Annotated in this window: 10 protein-coding genes; 1 reads left to right on the plus strand and 9 read right to left on the minus strand. The window is 49.2% G+C overall.

The features are described from left to right. Nucleotides 1-13: 13 nt before the first annotated feature. The 9 genes from FXF61_RS07890 to FXF61_RS07930 all read right to left on the minus strand — a co-directional run bounded on the left by FXF61_RS07890 (nt 14) and on the right by FXF61_RS07930 (nt 12,738). A complete protein-coding gene (locus FXF61_RS07890) occupies nt 14-310 on the minus strand; it encodes a HigA family addiction module antitoxin (protein WP_151184755.1) in 297 nt (98 codons plus the stop codon). Continuing rightward, nucleotides 310-588 carry a type II toxin-antitoxin system RelE/ParE family toxin gene (locus tag FXF61_RS07895; RefSeq protein WP_151184756.1) on the minus strand — a complete coding sequence of 93 codons (279 nt, stop codon included), beginning with the start codon at nt 586-588 and terminating at the stop codon, nt 310-312. The genes FXF61_RS07890 and FXF61_RS07895 overlap by 1 nt, the downstream gene beginning before the upstream one ends. Nucleotides 589-974: 386 nt before the next feature. Further along, a complete protein-coding gene (locus FXF61_RS07900) occupies nt 975-1,199 on the minus strand; it encodes an addiction module protein (protein ID WP_151184757.1) in 225 nt (74 codons plus the stop codon). A gap of 149 nt (nt 1,200-1,348) precedes the next feature. Next, a complete protein-coding gene (locus tag FXF61_RS07905; protein WP_151184758.1) occupies nt 1,349-2,461 on the minus strand; it encodes a Fic family protein in 1,113 nt (370 codons plus the stop codon). A 96-nt stretch (nt 2,462-2,557) separates the two neighbouring features. Next, nucleotides 2,558-4,393 (minus strand): DUF262 domain-containing protein, encoded by a 1,836-nt coding sequence (locus FXF61_RS07910; protein ID WP_151184759.1) that lies wholly within the window; start codon nt 4,391-4,393, stop codon nt 2,558-2,560. Between the two features lie 108 nt (nt 4,394-4,501). After that, nucleotides 4,502-5,854, minus strand: coding sequence for a restriction endonuclease subunit S (locus FXF61_RS07915; RefSeq protein ID WP_151184760.1), 1,353 nt, complete (start codon nt 5,852-5,854; stop codon nt 4,502-4,504). A gap of 177 nt (nt 5,855-6,031) precedes the next feature. Beyond that, nucleotides 6,032-8,440: a class I SAM-dependent DNA methyltransferase gene (locus FXF61_RS07920; protein ID WP_151184761.1), complete on the minus strand. Its 2,409-nt coding sequence runs from the start codon at nt 8,438-8,440 to the stop codon at nt 6,032-6,034. Between the two features lie 114 nt (nt 8,441-8,554). Continuing rightward, entirely contained in the window at nt 8,555-11,119 is a 2,565-nt protein-coding gene (locus tag FXF61_RS07925; RefSeq protein WP_151184762.1) for a YbcC family protein, read from the minus strand. Between the two features lie 20 nt (nt 11,120-11,139). Then, nucleotides 11,140-12,738 carry an NADH-quinone oxidoreductase subunit L gene (locus FXF61_RS07930; protein ID WP_151184763.1) on the minus strand — a complete coding sequence of 533 codons (1,599 nt, stop codon included), beginning with the start codon at nt 12,736-12,738 and terminating at the stop codon, nt 11,140-11,142. A gap of 97 nt (nt 12,739-12,835) precedes the next feature. Between FXF61_RS07930 and FXF61_RS07935 the strand changes: the two genes are divergently transcribed. Beyond that, the gene (locus FXF61_RS07935) at nt 12,836-13,717 is read left to right on the plus strand and encodes a LysR family transcriptional regulator (RefSeq protein ID WP_151186040.1); all 882 of its coding nucleotides are present in this window, start codon (nt 12,836-12,838) and stop codon (nt 13,715-13,717) included. Nucleotides 13,718-14,093: the final 376 nt, after the last annotated feature.

Below are 14,093 nucleotides of genomic sequence, written 5' to 3' on the forward strand. Positions count from 1 at the left end.
AATATCCTTATATTTATGCAGTTTGTATCTTATATGGTGAGACATTTAACTGGTCTTGATGCTGCCTCATTTGCCAAAGATCATAGGCACTTTGCAGGCGCAGCCAATGATCTGCTGAGGGTTTGCCAAACACCAGTTCTAAACGCACAGCCATTTCAGGCGTGATAGCACCGCGTGCGTTCAGAACTTTAGACAGTGTTTTACGGCTGATATTTAAATGGTTGGCCGCATCAGTAATGGTCAGGCCCAAGGCATCGATGATGAGTTCTTTCAGGATTTCACCGGGGTGTGCTGGGTTAAACATAGTCATCAGTGATAATCCTCGTAATTCACTATTTCAACATCATCACCAACAAAGCGATAAGTCACTCTCCAATTACCACTAACGCGTACAGACCAAATATCTTTTCTATCGCCTTTAAGTTGGTGCATAAACAAGCCTGGCAAGTCCATATCATCTGGCGTTGCTGCTTGCTCCAAGTTAGTAAGAATCAATCGCAACTTTTTCTCATGCTTCGTCTGGATACCTGAAGTATTTCCAGATGAGTAAAATCTTTGCAGGCCTTTATGAATGAAGTTTTTAATCATGCCTAAAGTACATCCTTCCCTAGAATGTAACCTTTAAGGTTCCATAAAACCATATAAGCTTTGCTTTAATCCGGCTGATCCAGGCCTTATTACATCTAAAGCCTTTCAAGCCAATACTGTGGGCGTCGTCGATCATGAGCAACAGCCAAGACCTGAAAACTATTTAGTTTCTCTCGATATATGATTGATAGCGGAAATTTGTGTAGAGGCGCTCGACGAGTATCAGGCTGCAGTTCAACCTGCCAAGCTTTTGGTAACTCGCTAACGAGCCTAGCCAAGGCTTCAAACTCGCCTATAAAAGCAGCACCTAACCCTGAAACATTACGATTCGTAATAACCGACCGATCCCATAAATTCAGCTTGCGCTGCTGGGTGAAAAGAATAGTTCATTTGATCAGAGCTCTAGCCTTGCTCATAACATCCGCAGCGGGGATCGCTTGAACTGAACCATTATCGAGCTCTTCTGCTCGGCGTTGTGCTTCAAGCAACCAATCTGTTCTAAGCTCTTCTGCCGATGGTGAATCCAAGCTCAACACTAATCGCTGAATCAGCTGGGCGCGTTCTTCTTTAGAAAGATTTAGAGCCTCATCTTCAATTCTTTGCAGGTTCATAGATAAAACCTCTTGTTTGTATACGCGTTAATTCTGGCACGGCTAAACAAAGACTGCCACGCTTAAGCTAAAGATACACATTCTCGACCGCATGCACAGTTAAGCGTAGCCAGCAAAACTCACTTGTTAAAAATTCTTTATTTTATTCATCACATTATGGCTTTGCTCGGTAGCAAATAACGTGTGCTACGCCCGCCCGCCGCTGATTTGACTAAGCAGCCTAAATCCACCAAAGCGCTGAGGTGACGCGTCGCTGTGGGCTTACTGACTTTAGCCGCTCGATGATATTGCGTGGTGTTAATGCCATCTGGAAAGTCCCCATCCAGCATTGTATTCAGGAGTTTCACTTGCTCTTTTAGTAATTGTGTTTGGTCGATTTGACGCCAAAACCTGGCTTTAAATAGTGTTTGCTCAAGCTCAGTTATAACCCTGGCAAAGGTATCGTTTAGGGTGTCTAAAAACCAAACCAGCCAAGGGGTAATATCCAACTCTCCCTTTTGGCTTTGCTCTAAGATTTTATAGTAACTCGCACGCTTGGCTAAAATGCCCACCGACATTGCGTAAAACCGGACCGATTGCGGCTCAGCCTGGGCTAATGCTAAGTCTGTTAGTAAGCGAGTGATACGCCCATTACCGTCTTCGAAAGGATGCAAAGTAACAAACCAAAAGTGTGCAATGGCGGCTCTTAATAATGGATCGAGGCTGGTATCGCTTTGTGATGCGTTAAACCAGTCGATAAAGCGGCTGAGCTCGCTGTCTAATACGGCTCGGCTTGGGGCGGTAAAATGCACTTTAGGGTTATCTATCCGTCCCGATACCACTTGCATCGGCGCATCCCCCCTGAGTTGGCCACCAACCACTGAGCTCAATAAGGTATTGCCCTCAACAAACAGGCGGCTATGCCAGTGTAAGAGTCGATCTAAGCTAAACGGCGCAGCTAAGTTTTCTACCGCATCCAGCATGATTTCGGCTAGGCCATCGGTTTGCTGGGTAGTGGGAAAAGGGTGTGCTTCGCTAAGCCCCAGTTGATTCGCCAGCGAAGAACGCACAGAAAACACATTAAGTTGCTCGCCCTCAATCGCGCTTGAATGCACGAGATTCGCCAGCAAGGTGTCCAACATACTGTGTTTTTGATGAGCCGATTGGCTGGTTGCTTTACCCAGCAGCACGCCTTGGTTAAGACGTGTTTGCCTTAACAAGGGCTCGATGATGCTGTTATTCCAAGTAAAGTTAGGCCATTGCTCTTGCTGCCAAATCCACATAGGGCGTCTCTCGTGATGCGATTATTTAGCCTATTCTAATCACGAGTTGATTTGAATAAGCAAGCTAATCGCATCATAGCGTACCTTTTCTCACACCTAGTACAACGTCCAAATCTTCTCGCTAATTGCTTGATACAACGCTTGGCGCTCTTCTAAATCGTGTTTTTTAAATTCATCATGGGGTTTAAAAGGCAGCCCATGATCGGTAATAAGTTTTTTAAAGTTTGGGTTGTTTTTATACGCCAGCGGGCAGAGTGATTGAACCAGCAAATTCTCTTTAATGTAGTGCTGCTTTTTTTCGCTATAGGGTTTGCCGCCATACGATTGATTGGTACCTGAAGGCAGCAAGACCAAGCCACCTAAGCGGTTACGGTATTCTTCAAAATCATTTTGCTGCTCAAATTCGTCTTTAAAGGCATCAAAGTGGTTACTCCAAAGGTGCTCAACCTCGTAAGGCTTGCCTACACCCTTATGGTAATAGTTTATGAAGTTACTGCTTTGCCCTGCAAGTTGGTCAACATAGCCTGAAATGCGCGATAAAAGGTATTTAACAAAACGCTTGTTCTGGCCATGTAAGCGAAAGTTTTGAAACTTATTCCAGGTTTCATCCATGGCATCGAGCTTGCCTTGTAAAATGGCTTTTAGCTCATCCAGCGGCTGGTCGCGTAATTCTTTTACTAAGCTGTACATGGTGTAGCGAATCGAGGTTGCACCAAAGGCTCTAAAGTTTATGGAGCGACGCACACAGAAAATATCAATGTATTTAGCCACGGTGTTAATTTTCTCGTTGGCTAATTCCACACTGTCGCTAGGCAACAAAGCTGCTAGCAGTAAAGGGTCTCTTAAAGACGCGGCGATACCCCACTGCTGAATGTAATGCACAGACTCCAAGCCCGCTACTAACGACTCTTTGGCCTTGGCAATTCGTAGGTAAGCGTCTAGGTAGTATTTGAAGTGCTGGTTAACAAACTGGTTAAAATCTTCTTGGGAGTCTTTATCTAAACCGACTAACTTTAAGTTATCGCGGAACCAGTTGTGAAAGCGTGTACCAATTTTTTCAAAATCTTCGTTTTTAGAGCCTGCCTGTCCCTGACGAATAGTGACTGCATATTTAGCGCGCAAAAAGGCTTGAATAAAGCGTTGGTCTTCTTCTTTATCCAGCTCTTGCAGGCGAGTAATGGACTTTTTCCAAAAATCGTTGGTGCTTTTACGCAAGGCATCGTCTTTAAAGCGCGATAACAAATAGCCTTTTAACATCTCTGTGGGTGTTAGGTTTAAACCACGGTCGTTCATGGTTTCAAAAATGGTGTAAGCGTTCTCATCGGAGTAGGCCAAAATCTCCACCAGCACCACACGCTCTTTAAACCAGTCGATAAAAAACGGCAGGGCTTGAGCATCAATTTCTTTAGGAAAGGCATCGGCAATATCGCTGTAGCGCTCGGCCATATTCACCGTTGAGGCATCGGCGTCTTCTGGCAGCGTATATTCGCCTTCTTCAAACAAGGCTTGCAAACAGGCTGTGCGCTCAGGTACGTCAATGTTGAAGGATTTTTTGCCAAACTTCTCCGAGAAAATCAGGCTTTCAATCGACTCGTTGACGCCATAATCTCGCTGTAAATTGTTTAAGTACACCAAAATAAGCGTTAGCGATGTCAGGCGTTGCTGGCCATCAATAATGCTGCGCATACCGCTTTTTTCGCTTAACACAAACGGCCCTAGGTAATAGCTGTTGTAGTTTTCTACCTCTGGGCGCTCATGTTGTGGCTGGTATTCATTTAAAAAAGCCGTGGTTAAATCCGTGACCAACTGCTCAATATGTTTTTGCTGCCAACTGTACTCACGCTGGTAGTAATCCACCGTGTATTTGGCTTTATCCAACACATCACGAATAGTGCGATCTTTGGCTTCAATTTTATTTTCCAAACGGCTCATACGCCTTCCTTGTTTTATCTATTCTCAGTTGAAGCTTGCCAGTTGCGAACAGCAATGACATGCAGGGATGCGCAAGAGCGGCGTTACCGGTGACGACTTTATTCAACATTAAGCTGGACTCCAGTTTCTTACGTCGATCTTACCGGTAACGGCTGCGGAGATTAGAGCGGTGCGGCGTTCTTGAAGCAATTCAATTTGTTTTTCCCCCTTAGTAACTAACTTTGTATATTTCTCCCGCTGTTGCTGGATATAGCTAACTATTTCTTTTTGCTCACTTATTTCAGGCCATGCAATTGAAATATTTTGAAGAATTGGAACACTAATATTTTTTTGCGCACTTCCCCATCCCAACAAATCAAAATATGACTTTCCTGTATGCGAATTTAAATATTCAGATAAAAAATGAGGGGACATTTCTTCTTTTGGTGTGGCGACTAGATTAGTAAAGCACTGCGACTTGTCTAGAGTTTCAGGAATTACAGCACTAGTGCCAGGGTAGCCGGTGCGAACAGTTATAACGTCGTTTGTATAAAGATATTTAGAGCTATTAAGCTCTGCAAATCCTTTCTTTATAAATAGCATCCCAGAAAGGTCTAATCCTTCTTCTCTAATATTCGTTGACCGAATAATAGGCACTCCAGTCTCTGCATAAGCATGGGTAGCGGCTTCTGCTATGCCTACAACTACTCGGCTGGTACAAAATTTATATCTACCTACTTTCCAGTGCTCCGGCACTTCACCTAACCACTCAACACCTGAATCACGCACGGGGGCGTTAGGGTTTAGGCCTTTGGTGACGGCATGGCTAATGACGGCTTGGCGTTTTTCTTTTAGCAGCTGGATAAGCTGTTGTTGCTTATCGATCAGGGTATCGATTTTGGCGGTTTCGTGATCGAGGAAAGCAGCGATCTGTGCCTGCTCATTTTCTTGTGGAAAACCAAATTTTTCAGCTAAGTACGCAGCAGAGTCTAAGTTTTGAATTCCGGTATTTTGTTTGATTGAGCAGAAGTTAATTCTGTCGCTATAAAATCTGCTAAAAACATAGTTTAGGAATTTGCTGTTAAAGCCATCAAGTGGTGTCATTTTTGCAACAAAATTAGACGTTACTGCTTCGAAGTCCTTTTCGAATAAAACAACTTGACCTACTAGGGTCTTCTCACCACCACCAGACTTTTCAAGCAATAAGTCGCCACGCTTTAATTTACGACTCGCCTTCTCTTTTTCATCTATATAACGAAATGTATAACCGGTTTCCTTAATGGATAGCCTTGGTCGGTCAAAGTCTGCAACACGCAAAACAATAGTGTCGTCACCAGCACTCCTCGGCTCACTACCCCATATACCATTTACGCAACCATCTACCGTGCGCTTAAGCTGCATAATTTCCCAACTCTTAGGAATTAATCCTAAACCACTTATATTCGAATCCTTATACTCCGGATACGCCTGATACTTACTCATGAACCCATCCTCCTGTTGAGGATTTTTGCGTGAGTGCAAGGCGTGTCTGCGCGCAGCGAAGGAGCATACAGATCGTATGTGACTGAGCGGCCGCTCTTTTGCATCCATGCAAACGCGGCATACCGTTCGTCCTGAACATAAGCACAGCCACAACGCAGCAATCGCGTAAAAAGACCATCAGGAGTGCACCTCTTGCAGCAGCGCCATAATCTCCGCTGAAACTGCATCCAAATCCGCATCAATCTCAGCTAAATCCCTCGGCGGCTGATACTCATAGAAGTGGCGGTTAAAAGGAATCTCATAGCCAACAATACCAACCTGCTCGTCTTTAGCATCTTTCTTGCTGGCATCGATCCAGGCATCCGGAACATGCGGTTGCACTTCTTTTATAAAGTAGGCTTCGTTGAGGGCGTCGACGTTTTGGCTTGGATCCAGAGCGACGTTTTCGTTATCGCGCAGCTCGCTGTCGGGCTGGTATTCAATGGTTTTGCCGTTGACATCAAACAAGCCATAGATTGGATTAGGCAGAAAATTGCGTTCTGCATTTTCTGCATTTCCGCCATCCTTGACGGTCAGTGTTTTATGTACCTTTTTAATCACTTTCTCGGCGGCTGGGTTTTTCCAGCTGACGGCGGCGGTGATCAGTTTTAATTCTCGGGTGGCGATTTTTAAATCTTGGGCTTTCATGGCGGCTTTAACCGCAGCATCGTAACGATTCATATCGTCGTGCTGTGCATTGCCAATTTCTGCTTGCAGTTGCTTGGCCTGTTGCATCAGTTGCTTGCAGTCCAGCCAGGTTTTGCGCTCTAGTAGCTCTTTAATTTTTGCTTCTTTTAGCTCGCTAAAATTGGCTTTGATATGCACGCGGATTTCGATGCTTTGGTCATCGTTAAAGACGCCATAGTTCGGGCACTGCTCTGCACCCGCCACAGGCGCTGTATCGCTCCAGTTCTGGCCGAAGGTTTCATACACCCACTTCATCGGCGCATTGAGTTGTTTGTCATCAAAACGCAGCTCGGCAATGCGCGCATCACTGAACTGGTAGCTTTCGCGCAATGGGCGCTCGATGGTGATGCGGCGGTAACCAAATTCATGGTTATCGAAAATCTTGCTGGCAAAAGTTTTTACAGTTTCAACTTTTGGATTGGCTGATTGGCGGCCACGGTTGCTTTTTACATCCGCTGGCTTGTCTAAATCGCGCGCCTCTTCCTCGGTAAAGCTACCAAAGCTGCGAATGATGGTGGCGATATCTGATTCGCTCATTTCATTGCGTTTGCTGCCGAGGGATTTGCGCATTTTGCTGTACAGATTGACGCCGTTAATCAGCTGCACTTTGCCTTTGCGCTCGTCGGTTTTTTTGTTGGACAGCACCCAAACATAGGTGGCGATGCCGGTGTTGTAGAACATATCGGTGGGCAGGCCAACGATGGCTTCGACTAAATCGGCTTCTAGCAGGTAACGGCGAATTTCCGACTCGCCAGAGCCCGCGCCGCCGGTAAAGAGTGGCGAGCCATTGAGAATAATACCAATGCGACCACCGCCATCTTTGCTGTCACGCAGCTTGCTGATCAGGTGCATTAAAAACAATAACGAACCATCGGAGACGCGCGGCAGGCCCGGCCCGAAACGCCCGTCAAAGCCTTTAAGGGTGTTCTCGTCTTTGATGGTGGATTCGATCTTTTTCCAATCCACGCCAAATGGCGGATTAGACAGCATGTAGTCAAATTGCACACCGTGCAGCTGGTCGTTGGATAAGGTATTGCCCAGCTTGATATTGCTAACATCTTGGCCTTTGATCAGCATATCGGCTTTACAAATGGCGTAGCTTTCCGGATTCAGCTCTTGGCCATAGGCGCGCATCACCGCATGCGGGTTGAGCTCGTGCACGTACTCCATGCCCGACGAGAGAAAGCCGCCGGTACCTGCAGTTGGGTCATAAATGGTGCGGATAATGCCGGGCTTGGTTAAGGCATCGTCGTCTTCCATAAACACCAAAGCAGTGGTGAGACGCACGATATCACGCGGGGTAAAGTGCTCCCCGGCGGTTTCATTGGAGCCTTCGGCAAAACGGCGGATCAGCTCTTCAAAGACCAGACCCATATCATGGTTGGACACGGCCTTGGGGCTCAGGTCGGTTTGACGGACTCTTTGCACCACTTTAAACAGCAAATCAGCGTCGTTGAGCTGGCCTAAAAACTCAGCAAAGTTAAAGTACTCGAAGATCTCGCGGGCATCTTTAGAAAAGCCTTGGATATAGCTTTCCAAGTTGGATTTGATATCGAACTGCCCAAGCGTAGAGAGATTCATTTCCGAGGTGTTATAAAAGCTGAGCGTGTGGCCGTTGATTTGCGTTGCTCTGAGCAGCAGCTTTTCTTGCGCTTCTTCTGGCAGGTTCATGGCTTGAACCTCTTTGTAGCGTGCCAGCACCTGCTGTTTGCTGTCTTCGAGCACGCCTTCTAAGCGGCGCAGCAAGGTAAAGGGCAAAATAATACGGCCGTACTGGCTTTGTTTAAAGTCACCGCGCAATAAATCAGCGATCGACCAGCAATAGGCAGCGAGGTTGTTTGCAGCAGCTTTATCCGTCATGTTCTTTTCCGTGATAGTGAGGCGCAGCGCCTCAACGTATGGCCCGATAATAACGGGCCATCCTAGCACATCGATGGGCTGTATAAACTGCGGTTAAAGCGAGCTCGGCACGCGCTAAAGCGCGCACGCTTGCCAATCACCGTTGTCGTAGCGCAGCAACTGAGCCTGCTCAAAGCGCCATAAGTGGATCCAGCCGTTATTGACCAGTTGCCGCACCACGCTATGTTGGCCGATAACTTTCTCAATGGCGTGGCTGGGGGCATCAATGATGACGGTGAGACGCAGCGGCTCATGCATCCAGCGCTGACCGTCGTGTACAGATTGCTGTGACAGACCAATGCGCAAATCGCCGCCGTTCCCTTCGAAAACACCAATGTGTCCACCAACAACGTTATGCAGCAATTTGTTACCGCTACCCAGGCGCTGCGGATCACAGACTGAGGCATGGTATTGCAGGTTGATCCAATGGGTGACCAGCATCGGCGCGGTCATCAGCAGTTCGAGAATGCTGCCGTCAGTATCCTGCGTGCTGTCGTAGTCATGCAAAAAGCTGCGCCCGTTTAATGCTAGGCCGACAGTGCGCTGGCGTGGCGCAATGATAAATGCAGCGTTATCGGCTAAGCCCCATTCAGGCCGAGTTTGTGCGCCATCGTTAGCGCGGCGACGTAACTGCGCCAGCAACTGGTTGGCTGCAGCCGAGGCGCTGAGCCCCAGTTTAGCGGCGCGTTCGCGACGCACTTGAGCGCCGGCTTGAGCAAACACACTCTGTAAACTGTCCCACGTTTTGCGCGCAGGGACTGTCAGCAGGTCAAGATCAAAGCCGCCTATTTCATCGGTTGTGGTGTTGTGGAGTGCGGCAATAAACACTGTGTGCTCTGGGATCTCGATATCACATAGTTTTAAACCAGCACGCACCTCTGGCTCGTTGAGTAAACGTGCCAAGACCCGCGCGTTGACCTCGCCGGTTTGACCGCAGCATGCGCCACAATCCAACGCGGCAGCCTGTGCATTATTTTTGCTTTGGCTGCCATGCCCGACCAGCAATACAGTTGGCGCAAGATAGCTATCCAAGCCCATGGCCTGCAAGACACGCGCAGCGAGTTGCACCTTTGCCTGAGTATCCATTGCATACAATGCAGGACGGCACAGACGCTGATAGCGCGCAGGCAGGCCGGCTAAATCATTGGACTGCAATGGCTGTGCTGTTGGTTTAAGCCAGCGTGCGAGTTTCCCCACATAGGCCAAGCCTGCTGCTTCAACAAAGGAAAATGCAGACGCCGGCCAGCGACTGGCAGAGTGCATCTGTTCAGACCAAGCAAAGTTGCGCTGGCGGGCCTGCTGTGCGCTTGTATTTAAAGCCTCTGCGCTGGTTGTTTTAGTGGCTAAGGCGGGGCTGATTCTGTCTGTCACTTCCAGTGTGGCCGGCAGTAAGCCCGGCAGTTGCGGACGCCTGGCCGCTGTCGCAAAAGGCGTATAAGCCACAGGCAGACCAAAAAAACCTGCAAAACCAATGGTCTGCATACCAGGATGAACTGTTTCAAGGGCGCGGCGCAGCGGCTCACTGCGCACATCAATACAAAACACGGCTTGCACATCGACTGTTGGCGCCTGTGTGCGTGTTGGCTGAGCCGCGGCTGGCGCAGTCAACTGACGCGATAACTGGCGCTGATAGCCTGTCTCCAAAGCAAGCTGCCACACCTCATCCATCACTAGGGTGTGTTCAGCCTGTTTTAACCGCTCAGCAGTGAACTGCCATTGTGCTTGTATCGCGCTGAATGCGGTTTTGGCTGAGCTGTCATCTTTGTAATCTAATAAAATCACACCCCAAGCCAGACGAATCGCCAACAAGTCACGCAAGTGTGCGTCTGTCTGCCCTGCTTGCTGCGTTTGCCAGCCAAGGTACGCACACCAAGACGCCCAGCCATTGACCGTCAGTAAAACAGCTTCCAGATAGTCGACCCAGACCGACTCAGGCAGCCCCAAACGCTTTAACACCCAGCGCTCAGCATCTTGGCGAGTGGTCGGTAAAACACTGAGGGTTTGTGCAAGATCAGGCAAGCCCATAAGAGTGCTAATGCCGTAATCATGGGTGATGGTTTCGCGCCAGAACGCATAGAGGCCAGCAGCAGATTCGGGTTGCCAGTCAGCCTGATGCTGATCAAAGTAGGCAGCGCAGGTCTGACTGACTTGGTGGGTAATGGCTTGGCGCCACGAGAGCCGCTTGTCTTTATCAAGATCATCGTCCAGCTCATCAATAAGCAGAGGTAAGCGCGGGATGACGCTGTTATCAGCCAAACCCTCAATGCATTGCTCAAGGCTCAGCGCTTGTGCGGCGGGCAAACGCTTGAGTGCGCTGCTTAAATCGTCAGGCTGAATGCGCCCTTCGCGCCACGCCTGCTGTATGTAACTGCGAGGCGGGAAAACCTTGATAGCGCCTAACACAGCCATACGCGCGGCCACTTCACGAATGGGCCGATCAATACGTGACCAATGCGGATTAACGGCAATGGCCCGATCCAGCGGCCATGCTGGGGCGATTGCTTGGCAGGCTTGCGCGCAGGCCCTTTCAATTTTTAAATTGAGCGACTCTGCAGGCGTATCTGTGGCTGACGCTGTCGCGCTTAAAAAGCTTTTAACTGATGCCGTGTTTTGTGCTGGATGCGAGATGGGGTTGCTCATTATAGACACCTTAAGTTAGCTCAGTTGATGATTGACGGATCAGTGGCTTGGGTTGTTGCTAGCGCGCGGGGTTTATCTGGACTGACAGTCCAGCGCGTTGGCCAATGTTTCAAAACCAAACGGGTAACCCACTCATCAACATAAAATCCGGCGTAGCTCCAGCGCCGCAATCGGACCAAAGCCTGCGGCCGTACCTGCAAGGTAACCAAGCACAGATACAAAGCTGCCATCGCACACAAGGTGATTATTCCAGCCAGCGGATACGGGTTATCAATGACGCCAAACGGCAGTAGATGTGCCAGTAGCATTGCTGCAGTCAGGCCGGCAATGATGCTCAAACCTGCCAGAGCCCGCCAAGCCAGCGCATTGCTTGAATGATCGCGTACACTTGGCAGCCAGAGCAATGGCGCCCACGCCAAAGCCAGCACAGCGCTCCACCACCACGGCCAAGCGCTATCTGAGCTGAGCTTTTGCACCAGCAGCAAAACCAATAACGCCAATAACGGCGCAAACACTAAGCTGAACACTGACGGCTTAACCTGTGGGCGCATGCGCTGTAATGTGCTGTCTTTGACCATGCTTGAGGCGGAGAGGAAGGCATTGGCTTTGTACAACGAATGCCCCAGCAGATGCAGCGCGGCCAGCGAGTACAAACCTAAACCGCACTCAAGCAGTAAAAAGCCCATTTGCGCTACGGTTGACCAAGCTAAACGCACTTTGATGCTGATACGAGTCAGCATCACCAAGCCTGCCAGCACCGCGGTGACAAGCCCAAAGCCAATCAGGAGCCAACGCGCTGGCGTGGCCGCTTCCAAGAGTGGCGCAAAGCGGATGATGACGAAGCCGCCAAGGTTAATCACGCCCGCATGCAGTAATGCCGATACCGGCGTCGGCGCTTCCATCACTTGAATCAGCCAACCATGCACAGGCAACATCGCCATGCGCAGAACCACCGCAACCACCAAACACACGGCGCTGATGTGCAAGGCAAGCGACATGCCGTGTTGCGCAAGGTGTTGCCACAATGCTGTAAACGAGCCGCTGCCCACCTCTTGCCAGGCTAAGGCTGCAGCAGCCAAGAGTAAAATATCTGCTAGGCGGTCAGCTGCGCGTTTTTTATGGCCCGCCAACAAGGCAAATGGCCGATCTGCGTAAAAACACAGAAGTTTCTGCAGCGCGACACCCACCATCGCCCAAGCAGCAATCAAGACAAGCCAATGATTGGCCAACAGCAGCACGTGCACACAGGTTAATACTGCTGATAATGCCAAAATATAACGCCCCTGCTGCGGCTCACCTTGTAAGTAACGTGATGAAAATACACCGATAATGGTGCCGACAAACTGCACTAAAACCGCCAACCATGCGCCAAGCATGGTCACTGTAAACCATGACGAATAGCCGATTGACAGCGCATCCAGCGTGGACGAAGGCACAACAATGCGCCACACCAATAAGACCAGCGTGCAGCCTAGAGCTACAGCAGACAGGTAAATATAGCGTTGCCACAGCTGCGCTATCTGAGTTGATTTAATTGTCGCCAGCAGCAGCGCAATACACATCAGCAATGCCGGTGCAAAAGGACTTAGATAAATGAAAATGGTGTTCCAGACAGCCATGACGCACACTCCTAATTTGGGCGGCGGCTAGGATGCTTGACGCGAGTTATTCTGTAAAATACATTGATACGAACTCTTTGATACTGAAAACAGAATGATCAATCTTAAGCAGCTGAACTTTCATCACTTATTCTATTTTTGGCGCGTTGCCAAAATAGGCCATCTGACCCGCGCCGCAGAGGAAGTGCATACCTCGCAATCAGCCTTATCCGCACAAATCAAACAGCTTGAAGAGCATTTAGGTAAGGACCTGTTTGTCCGAGAAGGTAAACGCCTGTTGCTGACAGCCACAGGCCAGCTGGTGTTTACGTACGCAGAAGAAATTTTTGGCCTAGGTCAGGAAATGTTGGGGCGGCTGCAAGTGCACAGCGAGGGCATGATTCGCGTGCGCGTTGGCAGCGTCTCTACCCTGTCTAGAAACTATCAGGAAAACTGGATTCGCCCACTTTTGGCCGATGAATCGGTTGTGCTGACGCTAGAATCAGGTTTGTTAGAAGGACTGCTAGAGCGCTTGCTGCAACACGAACTGGACATTGTATTGGCCAATGAGAGTGTGCCGGCCCGCTCGAACCGCCCGTTGCATTGCCGCTTCCTTGGCAGCCAAACCATTTCTCTGGTGGGGCCTGCATCGATCTGGAAGAACCGCAGCTTGCGCATTCCAGAGGACTTAGATGGTATTGATATCGCCCTTCCCGGCCCTCGACATGCGCTGCGCGTGCAGTTTGACGCCCTGTGCATTCGCGCTGGCGTTAAACCGCGACTGCGTGCCGAAGTGGATGACATGGCGATGCTGCGCTTGATCGCACGTGACAGCCAGTGGCTGACAGTACTGCCTGAGGTTGTGGTGCAAGATGAGCTGCACAACGGCAGCCTAGTCATCGTCGGCCAACTGCCTGAACTGCAGGAGCAGTTCTACGCAATTACCACACCAAGCCTACAGCGCATACCGCGCTTGGAAGTGCTATTGGCTGGGGCTTGAAGGTAGAAGTTATGCTGATTTTGTAGCGGCCTTAGGCGCTTGTCCGCTAATTTTCAGCTGAAACCGGACAAGCTACCAGACAAGCCACCCCGCCAGTTACCCTACCAGTCGCCCCACCAGTTGCGACCTTATTAAAACTGCTGGCGAGTTTGTTTGCAGGAGTTTTATCCGTCATGTTCTTTTCCGTGATAGTGAGGGCAATGTCTCAAAGTATGGCCGATAAAAAATTACAATACCTGTTAAATTTGTTATGTACAAAATAACCTAAGGAGTTGGCTACGCGCATGGATATTAAATTCGCTGTAGTGGTTTTTGCCCTTATGATTGCTGCACCCGTTGCTCTTGCTGAGCAGATGAACTGTCGAACGGATTCATT

The organism is Pseudomonas sp. C27(2019) (assembly GCF_008807395.1).
GTDB lineage: Bacteria > Pseudomonadota > Gammaproteobacteria > Pseudomonadales > Pseudomonadaceae > Denitrificimonas.